This window comes from Pseudomonas fulva (genome assembly GCF_023517795.1).
Lineage (GTDB): Bacteria > Pseudomonadota > Gammaproteobacteria > Pseudomonadales > Pseudomonadaceae > Aquipseudomonas > Aquipseudomonas fulva_D.
The window spans coordinates 3080991-3097493 of the sequence record NZ_CP082928.1 but is presented as its reverse complement, the minus strand read 5'-3'; the positions used below and the strand labels follow the sequence as shown (position 1 = coordinate 3097493).

The following is a 16503-nucleotide window of genomic DNA, read 5'->3' as shown; positions in this document are numbered from 1 at the left end:
CTGGCGCAGAAAGCAAAACGCCCGCAACGGGTGCGGGCGCCTGGCGGTGCAGCGGGGCTTACAGGTAGAAGGCTTTCAGCGGCGGGAAGCCGTTGAATTCCACCGCGCTGTAGCTGGTGGTGTAGGCACCGGTGGAGAACCAGTACAGGCGGTCGCCGCTGGCCAGGTTCAGGGGCAGGCCGTACTTGTAGTGCTCGTACATGATGTCGGCGCTGTCGCAGGTCGGGCCGGCGATCACCACCTCTTCCATCTCACCCTTCTTCTCGGTCCAGATCGGGAACTTGATGGACTCGTCCATGGTTTCGATCAGACCGCTGAACTTGCCCACGTCGGTGTACACCCAGCGCTCGACGGCGGTGCGCGACTTGCGCGCCACCAGCACCACTTCACTGACCAGCACGCCGGCGTTGGCGATCAGCGAACGGCCCGGCTCGAGAATGATTTCCGGCAGTTGGTCGCCGAAGTCCTCCTTGAGGAAGCGGATGATTTCCTCGGCGTAGGTTTCCAGGCTGTTGGTGCGGGTGATGTAGTTGGCCGGGAAGCCGCCGCCCATGTTGATCATCTGCAGCTCGATGCCGTCTTCTTCCTTGAGGCGCTCGAAGATCACCTTGACCTTGGCGATGGCCGCGTCCCACACGTCGATATCGCGCTGCTGCGAGCCGACGTGGAAGGAAATGCCGTAGGGCACCAGGCCCAGCTGCTTGGCGAGGATCAACAGGTCCAGGGCCATGTCCGGCTGACAGCCGAACTTGCGGCTCAGCGGCCAGTCGGCCGAGGTCGACCCCTCGGTGAGGATGCGCACGTAGATCTTCGAGCCCGGCGCCGCCTTGGCGATGTTGCGCAGGTCGGCTTCGGAGTCGGTGGCGAACAGGCGCACGCCCTTCTCATAGAAGTAGCGAACGTCGCGGGCCTTCTTGATGGTGTTGCCGTAGCTGATGCGCTCCGGGCCGACACCGGCGGACAGCACCTTGTCGAGCTCGTAGATCGAGGCGATGTCGAAGCTCGAGCCCTTGTCACGCAGCAGTTCGATGATCTCGATCGCCGGGTTGGCCTTGACGGCGTAGTACACCTTGGCGAATTCGAAACCGGCGCGCAGGTCGTCGTAGGCCTGGCTGATGATCGCGGTGTCGATCACCACGAACGGGGTTTCCTGCTGGTCGGCGAAGGCCTTCATTTTGTTGAAGGTTTCGCGTGGGTAGTAGTCTTCGACCTTGATCGACATGCGGGTCTCCAAATGGCTAAACCATGAACACTAGGATTCGGGCAGTTGAACCGGGCACAGGTTCAACCGGGTGTCGGGGGCGGCCTGTCGCCAGGCCAGGAACGTCTGATCAGTTTCCCCACTTTGGTTCGCCTACTTCCCAAGGCATGTCGCCGAGAATTGCCTGCCCTGAAAGGGGCCGGACAACCTCTCGTCGTCAGTACTTGAGCCGAATGGATCGTTGCCAGCATGGACGTTCGGGCGCGGACTTTAAGACCATGACTCGCTCAGATCAATCAAAAATTGCCCCTGGCGGAAACTGATTTTCAGAGCGTTTCGGATTCCACACGAAATGGTCCGCAATGCTGCACAGCCGCGGCTTGCAACGCAGCCGCCGCACCAGGCCAGCAGCCTGGCACGCAGGGTTTTCAGGATGATGACGTCAAGCCTGGACGAGCCTTGACCGGGGCTCGGAAGGCGGCTGGCGCCAGTAGGCAGCACCAGCCGTAGAGGACCGGTCCTGGAGGACCGGGATCAGCGGAAGCGCTCGACTTCGCGGTGCAGGTCGGTGGCCAGGGTTTCCAGTTCCTTGGAGGTGTGCGCCAGGTTGGCGATCACTTCGCGCTGCTCGCCGTTGGCCAGGGCGATGCTCTGCAGGTTGCTGCTCAGCACCGTGGCGGTGCTGCTCTGCTCGCTGGTGGCAGTGGTGATGGCCGCGAACTGCTCGCCGGCAGCGCTGGTCTGCTCGGCGATATGAGTCAGCGCCGCGGCGACCTTGGCGTTGAGCTCCAGGCCGTTCTGCATCAACTGCCGGCCCTGCTCCATGGTGCTGATGGCGCTGCTGGTTTCGCCCTGGATGCTGCTGATCATGCTGGAGATCTCGGTGGTCGCCTCGCGGGTGCGGCCGGCCAGGCTGCGCACCTCGTCGGCGACCACGGCAAAGCCGCGGCCCTGCTCACCGGCGCGCGCCGCCTCGATGGCGGCATTGAGCGCCAGCAGGTTGGTCTGGTCGGCGATCGAGGTGATCACGCTGAGAATGCCGCCGATCTCCTGGGAACGCTGGCCCAGGCTGTCGATGACCTTCGCCGCGCTGTTCACCGACTGGGATATCTGCTCCAGCGCATTGGACGCCTCTTCCATCGAGGTACGGCCGATGCGCGTCTGGCTGGCGTTCTCGCTGGCCATGCGTTCGGTGCTGCGCATGTTGTCGGCGATGTTCAGCGAGGTGGCGCTGAACTCTTCCACCGCGCCGGCCATGCTGCTGATCTCGCCGGACTGCTGCTCGATGCCTTCATAGGCACCGCGCGACAGGCCGGACAGCGCCTCGGCGCGCTGGCTGACGTTGCCGGCGGCGCTGCGGATGCGCGCGACCATGGTCGACAGCGCTTCGCTCATCTGGTTGAAGCTGCGCGACAGCTCGCCGATCTCGTCATGGCTCGTGACCTGCAGGCGCACGCTCAGGTCGCCGGCACCGAGGGCCTGGGCCTGTTCGACCAGATCCCCCAGCGGCCGCAGTTTGCGACGCAGCAGCCAGATCACCGCCAGCACGGCCAGCACCAGGGTCACCAGGCTGCCGATCGCCAATTGGCTGCCGACTCGCCAGGTCACCGCCTGGATCTCCGCTTCCGGCATGCTTGCCACCACCGTCCACGGGCCACCGGCAAAGGGCACGGCAACGCTGTAGAAGTCCTGGCTGCCATCGCTCCAGAAACCGCCCTTGCCCGGATTGCCCAGCACGTTGCTCATGTTGCCCGTCAATTGCTCGGGACGCTGCGCGCTATAAGGTGCCACCAGCCACTTGTTCTGGTCGTCGAGCAACGCCAGGGAGCCGGTGCTGCCGATGCGGAAGCGCTCCAGGTTGGCGAACTGGGCGTTCTGCGCATCGGTGTAGTCGAAGCCGACGAACAGCACGGCGATGACCCGCCCGGCACTGTCGCGTACCGGGGTGTATTGGGTCATGTAGAAGCGCTCGAACAGCAGCGCGCGGCCCACGTAGCTGTCGCCGCCGAGCAGGCGTGCATAGGCCGGGTGGTTGCGGTCGAGCACGGTACCGATGGCGCGGCCGCCGTCCTGCTTGGTCAGTGAGGTGGTCACGCGCACGAAGTCGTCGCCATCACGGACGAAGATGGTCGCCACGCCGGCGGTCAGGCGACGGAATTCATCGACTTCGCTGAAATCGTTGTTCAGTCGGGTATTGCCCAGGTACAGCGCCGGCGCCTGCAGGGAACCCGCGGCGACGCGCTCGTCCGGGCTGACCTGCAGGCCGCTGCTGAAGCGGCGCTCGAACAGGCCGGCGAGGCGTTGGGTGCTTTCGCGCAGGCTTTCGTGGAAGGTGCTCAACTGGTCGGCCAGCAGGCGTGCTTCGCTGCCCAGGTGCTCTTCACGGGTGACCAGGTTGGCGCTGCTCAGCGAGCGCAGGGCGAATACGGTACTGACACTGATCAGCAGCACCAGCATGGCGGCAAGGGCCGTCGCCAGCTGCCAGGCGATACGGGAACGAGGTTGGTTCATGACGCGTCTCCATGGCTCCACATGTCCTTATATGGAGTGATTGATAAGCCGCCATTTTTCGGCGAGCGCGGAGAATATTTGAGAGTTTTAGTGCGTCAATGGCCCTCATGACGCAATCACCTCATTTTTTACGTGGAGTAATCAAAAAGTATCATCCGCGAGAATTTTCAGCCGTTTCCTAGCGCCGCAGCTGCACGTCGGGCAACTGCATGGCGGCCACCTCGGCGAGCAGGAACTCGGCCAGCCGCTCGAAGCGTTCCTGGCCGCGGCGGGCCTTGGGCCACACCAGGTAATAGCTTTCGCCACTGGACACGGCGCTCGGCCAGGGCAGCGCCAGGCGGCCCAGCAGCACGTCCTCGGCGACCATCGCCAGGTCGCCGATCGACACGCCATAACCGCGGGCGGCGGCGACGATGCCCAACTCCAGGGTATCGAACACCTGGCCGCCCTTGAGCGCCACCTGGTCGGCCAGGCCCATGGCCTGCAGCCAGCGGCGCCAGTCGCGGCGGTCGGGCGTGGGGTGTACCAGTTCGGCCTGCTGCAGACGGCTGACGTCCCATGGCTGCTCGCCCACGGCACCGGGGGCGCACACCGGGATCAACCACTCCTCGAACAGCCGCACGCTATGCCATTCGTCGCTGAAGGTGCCGGCTCCCAGGAGCACGGCGCAGTCGAACGGCTCGTGGAGAAAATCCACGCGATCGAGATCCATCCAGGCGCTGGTGAGCTGCACCTCAAGGTCATCATGGCGGGCGCGAAACAGCGACAGGCGCGCCAGTAACCAGCGCATGGTCAGGGTCGAGGGCGCCTTGAGGCGCAGGGTGCCGTCCTCCACGCGCAAGTGCGCGCAGGCCCGCTCCATGGACTCGAAGCCCTCGCGCACGCCTGGCAGCAACAGACTGGCCGGCTCGGTCAGGTGCAGTGCGCGGCCACGGCGCTCGAATAGCCGGCAGGCGAAGTGATCCTCCAGGGTGCGGATGTGCCGGCTGACCGCACTCTGGGTGATCGCCAGCTCATCGGCAGCGCGGGTAAAGGACAAATGCCGCGCCGCGGCTTCGAAGGCGCGCAGGGCATATAAAGGCGGCAGGTGCCGGCTCACCGGACCTCTCCATGAGTTTTAATCATGCCATGCATGGCTATTTTCCTTTTGTGGGTTCGGGCTGCAAACCGGAGAATAGCTGGCATTGCTTATCTCCCGACAGCCCGGGAGTAATTATCCAGCCGAAGTTTTACTCATCATGAAAAGTCCCCTTGGTCATGAACTGGGCGCCCTGCTGCGCCTGGCCGGCCCGCTGATCTCCGCGCAGTTGGCCCATGCGCTGATGATCTTCACCGACACGCTGATGATGGCCATGCTCGGCCCTGGGCAGCTGGCCGGCGGCGCTCTGGGTGCGACCTGCTATTTCATCTTCTCGATCTTCTGCACCGGGGTGATCGCCGCCGTGGGCAGCATGATCGCCATCCGCCACGGCGCCGGTGACCCGGAGGGCGTCACCCGCCTACTGCGCAACGGCCTGTGGCTGGCCATCCTGCTGGGCATCATCAGTGCGCTGTGCCTCAACGGCCTGGGGCCGCTGCTGCCGCACCTGGGGCAGGATCCGGCTGCGGCCGGCGAGGCCATGGCGTTCCTGCGCCCCTTGTCCCTGGGCCTGCCCGCCTACCTGTGTTTCATGGCCCTGCGCGGCTTCACCAGCGCCATCGGCCATCCCGGCCCGGTGATGACCATCAGCATCGTCGGCACCCTTGCCAACTTCATCATCAACTATGCGCTGATCAAGGGCTGGCTGGGCGTGGAACTGGGCCTGAGCGGTATCGGCCTGACCACCGCGCTGGTCAGCAGCGCCATGGCGCTGGCCCTGGCGCTGTACATCCTGATCTCGCCGACCTACCAGCGTTACAAGCTGCGCGGTGGCCTGGGTCGCCCACAACGGGCCGAGCTGCGCGCCCTGCTGCGCCTCGGCCTGCCGATTGGCGGCACCTACGCGGCCGAGCAAGGGCTGTTCACCTTCGCCACCCTGTGCATGGGCGCCCTGGGCAGCGTGCAGCTGGCGGCTCACCAGATCGCCATGCAGTCGGTGGCCCTGGCCTTTATCGTGCCCCATGGTCTCTCGTATGCGGTGACTTTCCGGGTCGGCATGCACTACGGCGCGGGCCGCCTGCCGCTGTCGCGCCTCGCCGGTCATCTGGGCATGGGCCTGGGCGCCGCGCTGATGCTGATGTTCGCCCTGGCGTTCTGGCTGCTGCCGGAGTGGATCATCGGCCTGTTCCTCGACCGCCACGACCCGGCATTCGCCGATATCGTCAGCCTGGCGGTGAGCCTGCTGGCGATCGCCGCCTGGTTCGAGCTGTTCGATGGCCTGCAGAGCATCGCCATGGGCGCGATTCGTGGCCTCAACGACGGCCGCCTGACCCTGGTGATCGGCCTGACCGGCTATTGGTGCGTGGGTGCGCCGCTGGCCTGGCTGCTGGCCTTCCCGCTCGGCTGGGGCGCCCATGGCGTCTGGTGGGGCTTGGCTGCCGGGCTGGCGGTGACGGCGACCGGCCTGGTACTGGGCTTTCGCTGGAAGACCGCGCGCCTGCAGCGCCCCGAGGATGCCAGGGGGCAGATCTGCGTGTCGTAGCCTGACGCGGCGTCAGGCGTCCCGCTGCCGTGAACCGGGCGGCGACACCTGCTCCCTGGCCAGCACGCCATCCAGCTCGTCGCGTGGCACGGCGCGGCTGATCAGGTAACCCTGCACCTGGTCGCAGCCGAATTCGCGCAGCAGGCGCAGCTGCTCCAGGTTTTCCACGCCTTCGGCGACCACCTGCAGGTCGAGGTTATGGGCCAGGCTGATCATCGCCTGCACCAGTTGCTGGCTCTGCGGGCGCAGCTCCATGCCGGTGACGAAGCTGCGATCGATCTTCAGCAGGGCGATGGGCAGGTTGCTCAGGTGCTCGAACGACGAGAAGCCGGTGCCGAAGTCGTCCAGGGAAAAGCGCACGCCCAGGTGGCCCAGGCGGCCCATGGTCTGCAGCACGTACTCGCTGCGGCGCATCACCGCGGTTTCGGTCAGCTCGAACTCCAGCCAGTGGCTGTCGATGCCGCAACTGTCGATCAGCCGTTCCAGGGTGGGCAGCAACTGGCTGTCCTGGAACTGCCGGAACGACAGGTTGACCGCCATGTGCAACGCCGGATGGCCGCGCTCGCGCAGCCACTGCATGTCGCGCATGGCGCGGTCGATCACCCAGTAGCCGAGCGGCACGATCAGCCCGCACTCCTCGGCCAGCGGCACGAACTCGCCGGGCATCAGCAACCCGTGCCTTTCGTGCTGCCAGCGCACCAGCGCTTCCAGGCCGACGATGGTACCGCTGTGCAGGCACAGCCGCGGCTGGTAGTGCAGCTGCAGTTCGCCCTTGCGCAGCGCCCGGCGCAGTTCGCGCTGCAGGTCGACCTGGCTGCGCATGCCGTGGTCCAGGCGTTCGTCGTACAGGTGGTAAGTGCAGCCCTGGCGGCTCTTGGCCTGTTGCATGGCGATATGGGCGTGCCACATCAGCCCATCGGCGCTGCTCGCCGGCTTGGCCAGTGCCACACCGAGGCTGCAACCGAGCAGCAGGCTTTCGCCCTCCACCCAGTAGGGCTCGCCCAGCGCCTCGAGCAGATGCTGCACACGGCCGTGGAGGCGCTCGAGATCATCATGGCTGTCGAGCAGCAAGGCGAATTCGTCACCGCCCAGCCGCGCCATCTGGTCGCCGCGCTCCAGGTATTGCTTGAGGCGCGCCACCACCTGCTGGATCAGCTGGTCGCCGGCGCAGTCGCCTAGGGCATCGTTGGCCTGGCGGAAGTTGTCCAGGTCCAGCTGGATCAGCGCCAGGCCGCGGCAGCCCTGCTCGGCCAGGCGTGCTGCCAGCAGGGTGTGAAACCCCTGGCGATTGGCGATGCCGGTGAGCGCATCCTGTTCGGCCAGACGTTGCAGGGTCAGGCGCAGGCGGCCCTGCTCACGCACGTAGCGCAGGCTGCGGCGCAGTACCTCGGGGCTCAGTTGGTCGCGCACCAGCCAGTCGCAGACCTGGGGCGGCGTGTCGGCCGGTTCCTGTTCCAGCAGCAGGATGATCGGCGCCGCGCAGCGCCGGGAGTCCGCCAGGTGCGCGGGAGTGGTCAGCAGCACGGCATCGGCGGCGGTGTCGAGCAGCTGCCGGGCATCCGGCCAACTGGTAGCGCAGCTCAGGGGCGTCGACCCGCCCACGGCGTCCAGGCGCTCGCGCAGCAGCTCGCTCCACTGCGGCGTCTCCGCCAGCAGTACCAGGCGCAACGGCTCGACGAATGCGCTCAAGAAAGATCCCCCGATGCACGAAAAAGATGAGCGCGCGCGGCGCTTCTGAGTGCGCCACATCCGGCGTCAAATCAATCACTTCCGTGTAAATCGGCGGATATCCTGCGGCAAAACCCCGGTAATCGACAAGCCCGCCGACGCAATGAAGTGGCGTGAACGTGCTGGCGAGCACGGTTATCGGCTGCTGCAGCGAAGCCCGCAAATGAGCGCCGACTTTCAGCTAAAATGCGCGGCCATTTCCCTCTGCGATAGACACGATGTCCCGACTCAACCCCCGGCAACAGGAAGCCGTGAACTACGTCGGCGGCCCACTTTTGGTGCTCGCCGGCGCAGGCTCCGGCAAGACCAGCGTGATTACCCGCAAGATCGCCCACCTGGTGCAGAACTGCGGCATCCGCGCCCAGCACATCGTCGCCATGACCTTCACCAACAAGGCCGCGCGCGAGATGAAGGAGCGCGTCGGCACCCTGCTCAAGGGCGCCGAAGCCCGCGGCCTGACGGTGTCGACCTTCCACAACCTGGGCATGAACATCATCCGCAAGGAGTATGCGCGCCTGGGTTACAAGCCCGGCTTCTCGATCTTCGACGACGGCGACATCAAGGCGCTGCTCACCGACATCATGCAGAAGGAGTACGCCGGCGACGACGGTGCCGACGAGGTCAAGAACTATATCGACAGCTGGAAGAACGACCTGATCCTGCCCGACGAGGCCCTGGCCAATGCGCGCAACCCCAAGGAGCAGACCGCCGCCATCGTCTACCTGCACTACCAGCGCACGCTCAAGGCGTACAACGCGGTGGATTTCAACGACCTGATCCTGCTGCCGGTCAAGCTGTTCCAGGAACATCAGGACATCCTGGAAAAGTGGCAGAACCGCATCCGCTACCTGCTGGTCGACGAGTACCAGGACACCAACTCCAGCCAGTACCTGCTGGTGAAGCTGCTGGTAGGCATGCGCAACCAGATCACCGTGGTCGGCGACGACGACCAGTCGATCTACGCCTGGCGCGGCGCACGGCCGGAAAACCTCAACCTGCTCAAGGAAGACTACCCGTCGCTCAAGGTGGTGATGCTCGAGCAGAACTACCGCTCCACCAGCCGCATCCTCAAGTGCGCCAACGTGCTGATCGCCAACAACCCCCACGCCTTCGAGAAACAGCTGTGGAGCGAGATGGGCATGGGCGACGAGATCCGTGTGATCCGCACCCGTAACGAAGATGCCGAGTGCGAGCGCGTGGCCCTGGAGATTCTCACCGAGCACCTGCGCACCCAGCGGCCCTACAGCGACTTCGCCATCCTCTACCGGGGCAACTACCAGGCCAAGCTGATGGAGCTGAAGCTGCAGCACCACCAGATTCCCTATCGCCTGTCCGGCGGCACCAGCTTCTTCGCCCGCCAGGAGGTGAAGGACCTGATGAGTTACTTCCGCCTGCTGGTCAACCCGGACGACGACAACGCCTTCCTGCGGGTGATCAACGTGCCGCGCCGCGAGATCGGCTCCACCACCCTGGAAAAGCTCGGCAACTACGCCAACGAGCGCAAGATCAGCATGTATGCCGCCAGTGACGAGATCGGCCTCGGCGAGCACCTGGACAGCCGCTACACCGAGCGCCTGGCGCGCTTCAAGCGCTGGATGGACGGCGTGCGCGAGCAGTGCGTGGTCAACGAGCCGATCGCCGCCATCCGCAGCATGGTCATGGACATCGACTACGAGAACTGGCTGCGCCAGAACGCTTCCAGCGACAAGGTCGCCGAGGCGCGCATGGGCAACGTGTGGTTCCTGGTCGACGCCCTTAAGAACACCCTCGACAAGGACGAGGAAGGCGACATGACCATCGAGGACGCCATCGGCAAGCTGGTACTGCGCGACATGCTAGAACGCCAGCAGGAAGAGGAAGAAGGGGCCGATGGCGTGCAGATGATGACCATGCACGCCTCCAAGGGCCTGGAGTTTCCGTCGGTGTACATCATCGGTTTCGAGGAGGAGATCCTGCCCCACCGCTCCAGCATCGAGGCCGACACCATCGAGGAGGAGCGGCGTCTGGCCTACGTGGGCATCACCCGCGCCAAGCGCAACCTGGCGCTGACCTTCGCCGCCAAGCGCAAGCAGTACGGCGAGATCGTCGAATGCACGCCGAGCCGCTTCCTCGACGAGCTGCCGCCGGAGGATCTGGTCTGGGAAGGCCAGGAAGAGGCGCCGGTGGAGGTCAAGACTGCCCGTGGCAACGACGCCCTGGCCAGCATGCGGGCGATGCTCAAGCGCTGACGGGTCACCATCCGCAGCCCGGCTCGGGCGCCGCGCCACCGAAAAGTCGACCTGGATATCGCTTAGCTCAACCCAGGCTACCTTTTCGCCGACCCCATCATCCCGCCGGGCACCAGTGCCACATTTCGTAGTCAGAGTGAGAGGCCGGCTCCAGCAGCCGGCCCCGTCATCGTCAGCTCCCCTTGCAGAGGCCCGGCACCATGCGCACGCTCACTCTCGACCTCGACACCCTGACCCAGTTGATCAGCGGCCGCGAAACCCTCGAACACTGGCTCGACATGGACGCCGGCACGCTGCTGAGCCTGTCGCCGGAGGACCAGGGCAGCGAGGAACGCCAGCAGGTGCAGCTCAACCCCGAGCGCTACGCCCACGTGCCGAACCTGGACGTGGCCCAGCGCGTGGCGATGCGCGAATCCTTCCTGTTCACCCTCAACGACCTCAACGCCCATCCGCTGCTCAGCGCCGCGCTGACCGGCCGCAAGCCGCTGCGCGCCTTCGACTACGAGATCGACTACTTCCCGGCCCTGCGCCAGCAGTGGCAGGAGTACGAGCACAAGCAACTGCGCGAATACGCCCTCAACTGGCTGTTCGAGCTGGGCCTGGAACCGGCGCCGGACAGGCTGCCGCTGGATCCGCGCGGCATTCCGCGGGACATTCTGCGCCGGCTGACCCGCAGCGCCTGAGCGCCCGGCTGGGCCCGGCAATGGACGAGCGGATGACGCGCGCGGTGTTTTCGCTACAAATGATCGGCAATTTGAGCGAAAATCCGCCGCTTTGCTCTAGAGCCCAGAGGATCGATCGTGGAGTCGTTGAAACAGAAGATATGCAGTGAAGGTACCGTCCTCTCCGAGCAGGTGCTCAAGGTCGATGCCTTTCTGAATCACCAGATCGATCCCAAGCTGATGCAGGAGATCGGCCACGAGTTCGCCGAGCGCTTCAAGGGTCAGGGCATCACCAAGATCGTCACCATCGAGGCCTCGGGCATCGCACCGGCGGTGATGGCCGGCCTGGAACTGGGCGTGCCGGTGATCTTCGCCCGCAAGTACCAGTCGCTGACCCTCAAGGACAACCTGTACATCTCCAAGGTGTTCTCCTTCACCAAGCAGACCGAGAGCACCCTGGCGATTTCCTCCAAACACCTGAATGCCGACGACCACGTGCTGCTGGTCGACGACTTCCTCGCCAACGGCCACGCCGCCAAGGCGCTGATCGACCTGGTCGGCCAGGCCGGCGCCAGCATCGCCGGTATCGGCGTGGTGATCGAGAAGTCTTTCCAGAGCGGTCGCAGCACCCTGGATGCCCAGGGCTACCGGATCGAATCCCTGGCGCGCATCAAGTCCCTGGAAGGCGGCAAGGTCACCTTCCTCGAGTAGCCTGCAGCCCGGCCAGCACCAGCCGCTGGTACAGCTCCTCGCGCAATCCCTCGGGCCGCTCCAGACCCATGCGTTGCAGGGCTGCCGGAAACGCCTCGGCGGGCGGTGCATCCAGCGCCGCCTTGCCCAGCTCCAGTACCTCGCTCAGGCGCAGCTTGCCCTTCAGCCAGGTCAGCGCCCGCAACAGGGCCTGCTCCTCCTCGGTGAAATCGCTGCCCAGCGGGTACTCGGCGAACATCGCCCGATGCCGCTCGGCAAGCTGTTCCAGGCGCTCGGGGGTGTTATCGGCATGACGCGTCGCGAGGCGGAAATCCCTGGGCAGCTTGCCGGCGTCGATGGCCTGCTGCATCAGCGCTTCCTGGAAGCGCGAATCGGCGACCGCGAGCAGCGCCTCGATCACCTGAGAATCGGTCTTGCCGCGCAGGTCGGCGATGCCGTATTCGGTGATCACCACGTCACGCAGGTGGCGGGGAATGGTCACGTGGCCATATTCCCAGACGATATTGGAACTGACCTCGCCAGCCGATTCGCGCCAGCTGCGCAGCAGCAGGATCGAACGGGCGCCGGGCAGCGCATGGCCCTGGGCGACAAAGTTGTACTGCCCGCCCACACCGCTGAGCACCCGGCCGTCCTCCAGCTGATCGGCCACCGCGGCACCGAGCAGGGTGACGGTGAAGGCACTGTTGATGAAGCGTGCCTCCACACGCTGCAGGCGCTTGAGCTCCTCCTGCCCATACAGCTCGTTGATGAAACCGATGCCGGTCATGCCGAAGCGACTGCGCTGCTCCGGGGTCATGGCGTTGAGGCGCTCGTAGAAGGACCGTGGCCCGAGAAAGAAGCCACCGTGTACCACCACGCCATGGGCGGCGGGCGTCAGGTAATCGCGCAGGGCCGCCTGGCTGAGCGGATCGGACAGGTCGGCCGAGCATTGCTGGTCGGTGGGTAACAACAGATTCTCGCCCTGCATCTTCAGGTTGGCATCCAGGAGCCCACCCTCCTGCATCCAGGCCAGCGCCGCGTCATCGAGGCGTGCAGGCAGGCCGGCGTCGAGCAGCGCCTGTACGCTGCGCGGCTGGCCGCTGGCGTCCAGCGCACCGGCGCTGGCCAGGCGCTGCACCCGCACATCGGGGTAGACGACGCGGCGAATCACCCCGGCCTCGGCCAGATCCAGCAGGCCGTTAACGAACATTTCGCTGCAGCCGTACAGCCCGCTCCGAAAAGGCTCCAGGTCGCCCAGCTGGGCGCTCAGGGGGTGCCCCGGGCCACCCTGCAGCTCGTCGAGCACGGCGCGATAGGCCGGGTTGTGGCGATGGCGCTGCAGCAGCGCGGCGCTGACCGCATCGCCCATGGCGCCAATACCGATCTGCAGGCTGCCGCCGTCGCGCACCAGGGTACTGGCGTAGAGGCCGATGCAATGGTCCTGCACCGTGACCGGCATGTTCGGCGTGGAAAACAGCGTGGTGGCCTCGTGCTCGCCCAGCTGGATATCGAAAACCTCCCGCGACAGCTCGGCGTCGCCAGCCATGTACGGCAGCCCCTCGTGCACCTGGGCCACGCAGACAATGGTCTCGCCCCGCGCACGCCGCGCCTGCAGCATCGGCAGCAGGTCGAGGGTGATGTCCGGGTTGCAACTGAGACTGAAATGCTGGGGCCGCGTCGGGTCGGCCGCGACCAGCTGGGCCACCACGTTGACGCCCTTGGCATTCAGGTCGCGGGCGGCATGGCTGTAGTTGCTGCTGGTGTAGTCCTGCTGGGTCGGCGCGCTGTCGAGCAGGCTGCCGGGCTGCAGGAAGAACTGCTCGATGCGCACATTGGCCGGCAGCCTGTCGGCCTGCAGGTCGGCGAGGAAATCCAGTTCCAGGTAATCGCCGTAAACGCGCTCGACGAAGGGCTCGAGAAAGCGTCGCTGCAGTTCCTGGTCGGCCCGCGGGCGACCCAGGCATAACGCCGTGTAGATGGTCAGCTGCCGCTCGGGCATTTCGCGCAGCCGCGCATACAGCGCGTTGACCCAGCGATTGGGCTTGCCCAGACCAAGGGGTAGACCGAGGTGAATCGGCCCGTCGATGGCGTCCAGCACGTGGTCGACAGCTTGCTCGAGGCTACGGGATTGGGGCATGCGGTTCTCCAGGCCAACGGTCGGGATCGTCCCCGTTGGACTGCCCCGCTGCGCCTTTTGCTGCATGTTGTCATCATTCTGAAACGACAAAGCCGCCACTTGGCGGCTTTTTCGAGGGGCAAATCCGCGGCTTACAGGCCGGACATCTTCTGGATGGCAGCGCGCAACTCGTCATCCGAGCAATCGCCACAGGTGCCCTTGGGCGGCATGGCATTGATGCCGTTGATGGCCGCGGCGAGGATGCCATCCAGGCCGCCCTGGTGATCGGCACGCTCCTTCCACGCCGCCGTGTCGCCGATCTTCGGCGCACCCAGGAGCCCGCTGGTGTGACAGGCCGTGCAGTGCCTGGCAATGATGTCATCGGCGCTACGCGCAGCACCGGCAGCGGCGGTCGCCACGGCTTCGACGCCCTGGCACTCCTGCCCGGCAATGCACACCTGTCCCACGGGTTTGATCCGCTCGGCAATCGCTTCGTCGGTATTCGCCTGGGCCGTCACGGCCCACAGCGCCAGGGCGATGGCCGGCGCTACCAGCATGCTTCTAATTGGGTTCACTCAGATGCCCTCATGGGTGGTTCGGCCACGGTTTCGCAAGCCGGCAAAGTATACCGACTGGCCGAAACGGCGGGATGCGTGACCCCATGACGCAGATCAACGACGGCGCAGATTGCCTGGCGCGGGCCTAGAAGTTGGCGGGCGTGGTGGCGCTGATCAGCCGCGCCGGCTGATCGAAGGGATTGCGAAAGCGGTGCGGCCGGCTGCTCTCGAAGTAGTAGCTGTCGCCGCTCTCGAGGATGAACACCTCGTCACCGACGGTCAGCTCCAGGCGCCCTTCCACCAGCATGCCGGTCTCCTCGCCCTCGTGGGCGTACATCTCCAGGCCGGTATCGCTGTGCGGCGGGTAGGTTTCGTCGAGAAAGGAGATGGCCCGGCTGGGGTGCGCCTTGCCGATCAGCTTCATGGTGATCGCGCCGCTATGGATATCGGTCAGCTCGCTGGCGCGGTAGACCACCTGCACCGGGCTGTCCTGCTCGGCTTCCAGAGAGAAGAATTCCACGAGCGACATGGGGATGCCGGCCAGCACCTTCTTCAGCGAACTGATCGACGGGCTTACGCTGTTCTTCTCGATCATCGAGATGGTGCTGTTGGTAACCCCCGCCCGCTTGGCGAGTTCGCGCTGGGAAAGCCCCTTTTGCTTGCGGATCGATTGCAGGCGAAGACCGACGTCCAATGCTGGTTACCCCCAGTGAAGCCATGAAAAGTGGTCTTATCATGGCGACAGTGTTCAGTATTTACAACAGCCCGAACACTTGGGGCGTATCCCGCTCAGCACCTGTCATGATCGTTATGGGCATGCAGCGGCAGCTGCAAGGCAGAAGCGGCCTTTCGTAGGGTGGACGACGCTTCACCCGTCCACCACCTCAGGATCGCAATGGTGGATGAGAAAGGCGTCATCCACCCTACGGCCTGCAAATGGCCGCTCCCGCCACTTAGCTGCCAAACCGACGCAGCTGGGCTGAGCGATCATGAACAGCTTCTCAGGCTTCGCTGTAGATCAGTGGCACCCGCCGCACGTTACAGAACAGCTGGTAAGGAATGGTGCCGGCGGCCAGGGCGACATCGCTGGCCAGCACGCCGCGGCCCCAGAACTCGACGCGGCTGCCCAGGCCAGCGCCTGGCAGGTCGCTGAGGTCGACAGTAAGCATGTCCATGGACACCCGGCCGATGATCCGCGATGGCTGGCCGTCGATCAGCACCGGGGTGCCGGTCGGCGCATGGCGCGGATAACCGTCGGCATAGCCCATGGCGACCACACCCACCCGCGTCGCACGTTCGCTGACGAAGCGCGCACCATAGCCGACCGGCTCGCCGGCCGGCAGATCACGCACGCTGATCACCCGCGACTCCAGGGTCATCACCGGCTGCAGCCGGGCGGCGACTTGCTGGGCCTGCTCGAACGGCGTGATGCCATAGAGCATGATGCCGGGCCGCGACCAGTCACTGGGGATGCTCGGCCAGCCCAGCAGGGCCGGCGAATTGCGCAGGCTGACCTCGGCGGCCAGGCCTTCGCGGGCCTGCTGGAACACCGCCAATTGCTCATCGCTGCGGCTGCAATCGAGCTCGTCGGCGCGGGAGAAGTGGCTCATCAGCACGATCTTCGCCACCTTGCCGCTGGCCAGCAGGCGCCGGTAGGCCGCCTGGTAATCAGCCGGGTGGAAACCGACGCGGTGCATGCCGCTGTCCAGCTTGAGCCAGACGTTCAGCGGGCGCTGGAGCGCTGCCTGCTCGATTGCGTCGAGCTGCCACTCGGCGTGTACCACTGTCCACAGGTCATGCTGCTCGATCAGCGTCAGCTCGCTGGCTTCGAAAAAACCTTCGAGCAGCAGGATCGGCGCACTGATGCCCGCTGCGCGCAGTTGCAGCGCTTCCTCGATACAGGCCACGGCGAAACCATCGGCATCCGCCTGCAGCGCCCGGGCGCAACGCACCGCGCCGTGCCCGTAGGCGTCGGCCTTGACCACCGCCAGCGCGCGGGCGCCAGCCAGTTCACGGGCCAGTTGGTAGTTGTGACGCAGGGCTTGCAGGTCGATCAGGGCACGGGCGGGGCGCATGGTTATCTCGAAGCAGGATATAAGCAGGAAACCTGTGGGAGCGCGCGGGGACGCCTAGTTCATGCGCGCGAAAAAATCGCGGGCATGGCCCGCTCCCACAATTCGGCCAGTCTT

At 65.4% G+C, this 16503-nt stretch carries 12 protein-coding genes and 1 pseudogene; 4 read left to right on the top strand and 9 right to left on the bottom strand.

Annotation, left to right across the window (positions count from 1 at the left end; translation table 11 throughout):
- Window positions 1-58: 58 nt before the first annotated feature.
- The 4 genes and pseudogenes from K8U54_RS14145 to K8U54_RS14135 form a co-directional block, all read right to left on the bottom strand.
- On the bottom strand, window positions 59-1222 hold the full coding sequence (locus K8U54_RS14145) for a type III PLP-dependent enzyme (protein ID WP_075931569.1): 1164 nt from the start codon (window positions 1220-1222) through the stop codon (window positions 59-61).
- Window positions 1223-1735: 513 nt separating this feature from the next.
- Window positions 1736-2458 carry a methyl-accepting chemotaxis protein gene (locus K8U54_RS25350; RefSeq protein ID WP_434060027.1) on the bottom strand — a complete coding sequence of 241 codons (723 nt, stop codon included), beginning with the start codon at window positions 2456-2458 and terminating at the stop codon, window positions 1736-1738.
- 180 nt (window positions 2459-2638) lie between these two features.
- Window positions 2639-3658 (bottom strand): annotated as a pseudogene (locus K8U54_RS25345) (Cache 3/Cache 2 fusion domain-containing protein); the annotation flags it as partial.
- Window positions 3659-3890: 232 nt separating this feature from the next.
- Complete coding sequence (locus K8U54_RS14135; protein WP_249906412.1) at window positions 3891-4811, bottom strand: LysR substrate-binding domain-containing protein; 921 nt, start codon at window positions 4809-4811, stop codon at window positions 3891-3893.
- A gap of 139 nt (window positions 4812-4950) precedes the next feature.
- On the opposite strand from K8U54_RS14135, the gene K8U54_RS14130 reads away from it, so the two are divergent.
- Entirely contained in the window at window positions 4951-6333 is a 1383-nt protein-coding gene (locus K8U54_RS14130; protein WP_249906411.1) for a NorM family multidrug efflux MATE transporter, read from the top strand.
- A 12-nt stretch (window positions 6334-6345) separates the two neighbouring features.
- Here K8U54_RS14130 and K8U54_RS14125 read toward each other — a convergent pair whose 3' ends face one another.
- The gene (locus tag K8U54_RS14125) at window positions 6346-8022 is read right to left on the bottom strand and encodes a putative bifunctional diguanylate cyclase/phosphodiesterase (protein ID WP_249906410.1); all 1677 of its coding nucleotides are present in this window, start codon (window positions 8020-8022) and stop codon (window positions 6346-6348) included.
- A gap of 257 nt (window positions 8023-8279) precedes the next feature.
- Between K8U54_RS14125 and rep the strand changes: the two genes are divergently transcribed.
- From rep to K8U54_RS14110, 3 genes are all read left to right on the top strand, one after another.
- Window positions 8280-10289 carry a DNA helicase Rep gene (gene rep, locus K8U54_RS14120; protein WP_249906409.1) on the top strand — a complete coding sequence of 670 codons (2010 nt, stop codon included), beginning with the start codon at window positions 8280-8282 and terminating at the stop codon, window positions 10287-10289.
- Between the two features lie 200 nt (window positions 10290-10489).
- Window positions 10490-10972: a UPF0158 family protein gene (locus K8U54_RS14115; protein ID WP_249906408.1), complete on the top strand. Its 483-nt coding sequence runs from the start codon at window positions 10490-10492 to the stop codon at window positions 10970-10972.
- 117 nt (window positions 10973-11089) lie between these two features.
- Entirely contained in the window at window positions 11090-11662 is a 573-nt protein-coding gene (locus K8U54_RS14110; RefSeq protein WP_249906407.1) for a xanthine phosphoribosyltransferase, read from the top strand.
- On the opposite strand, the gene K8U54_RS14105 is transcribed toward K8U54_RS14110, so the two are convergent.
- The 4 genes from K8U54_RS14105 to alr form a co-directional block, all read right to left on the bottom strand.
- Window positions 11646-13778, bottom strand: coding sequence for an acetyl-CoA hydrolase/transferase C-terminal domain-containing protein (locus K8U54_RS14105; RefSeq protein ID WP_249906406.1), 2133 nt, complete (start codon window positions 13776-13778; stop codon window positions 11646-11648). The genes K8U54_RS14110 and K8U54_RS14105 overlap by 17 nt on opposite strands.
- 131 nt (window positions 13779-13909) lie before the next feature.
- Window positions 13910-14332, bottom strand: coding sequence for a c-type cytochrome (locus K8U54_RS14100; protein WP_249906405.1), 423 nt, complete (start codon window positions 14330-14332; stop codon window positions 13910-13912).
- Between the two features lie 127 nt (window positions 14333-14459).
- Entirely contained in the window at window positions 14460-15008 is a 549-nt protein-coding gene (locus K8U54_RS14095; RefSeq protein ID WP_249906404.1) for a cupin domain-containing protein, read from the bottom strand.
- Window positions 15009-15315: 307 nt separating this feature from the next.
- Complete coding sequence (alr, locus tag K8U54_RS14090; RefSeq protein ID WP_249906403.1) at window positions 15316-16389, bottom strand: alanine racemase; 1074 nt, start codon at window positions 16387-16389, stop codon at window positions 15316-15318.
- Between the last annotated feature and the right edge of the window lie 114 nt (window positions 16390-16503).

Excerpts from the sequence above, each read along its gene's own strand:
- K8U54_RS14145 (WP_075931569.1), bottom strand. The coding sequence starts at position 1,222 with ATGTCGATCAAGGTCGAAGACTACTACCCACGCGAAACCTTCAACAAA.
- K8U54_RS25350 (WP_434060027.1), bottom strand. The coding sequence starts at position 2,458 with ATGGCCGGCGCGGTGGAAGAGTTCAGCGCCACCTCGCTGAACATCGCC.
- K8U54_RS14130 (WP_249906411.1), top strand. The coding sequence starts at position 4,951 with ATGAAAAGTCCCCTTGGTCATGAACTGGGCGCCCTGCTGCGCCTGGCC.
- rep (WP_249906409.1), top strand. The coding sequence starts at position 8,280 with ATGTCCCGACTCAACCCCCGGCAACAGGAAGCCGTGAACTACGTCGGC.
- K8U54_RS14115 (WP_249906408.1), top strand. The coding sequence starts at position 10,490 with ATGCGCACGCTCACTCTCGACCTCGACACCCTGACCCAGTTGATCAGC.
- K8U54_RS14105 (WP_249906406.1), bottom strand. The coding sequence starts at position 13,778 with ATGCCCCAATCCCGTAGCCTCGAGCAAGCTGTCGACCACGTGCTGGAC.
- alr (WP_249906403.1), bottom strand. The coding sequence starts at position 16,389 with ATGCGCCCCGCCCGTGCCCTGATCGACCTGCAAGCCCTGCGTCACAAC.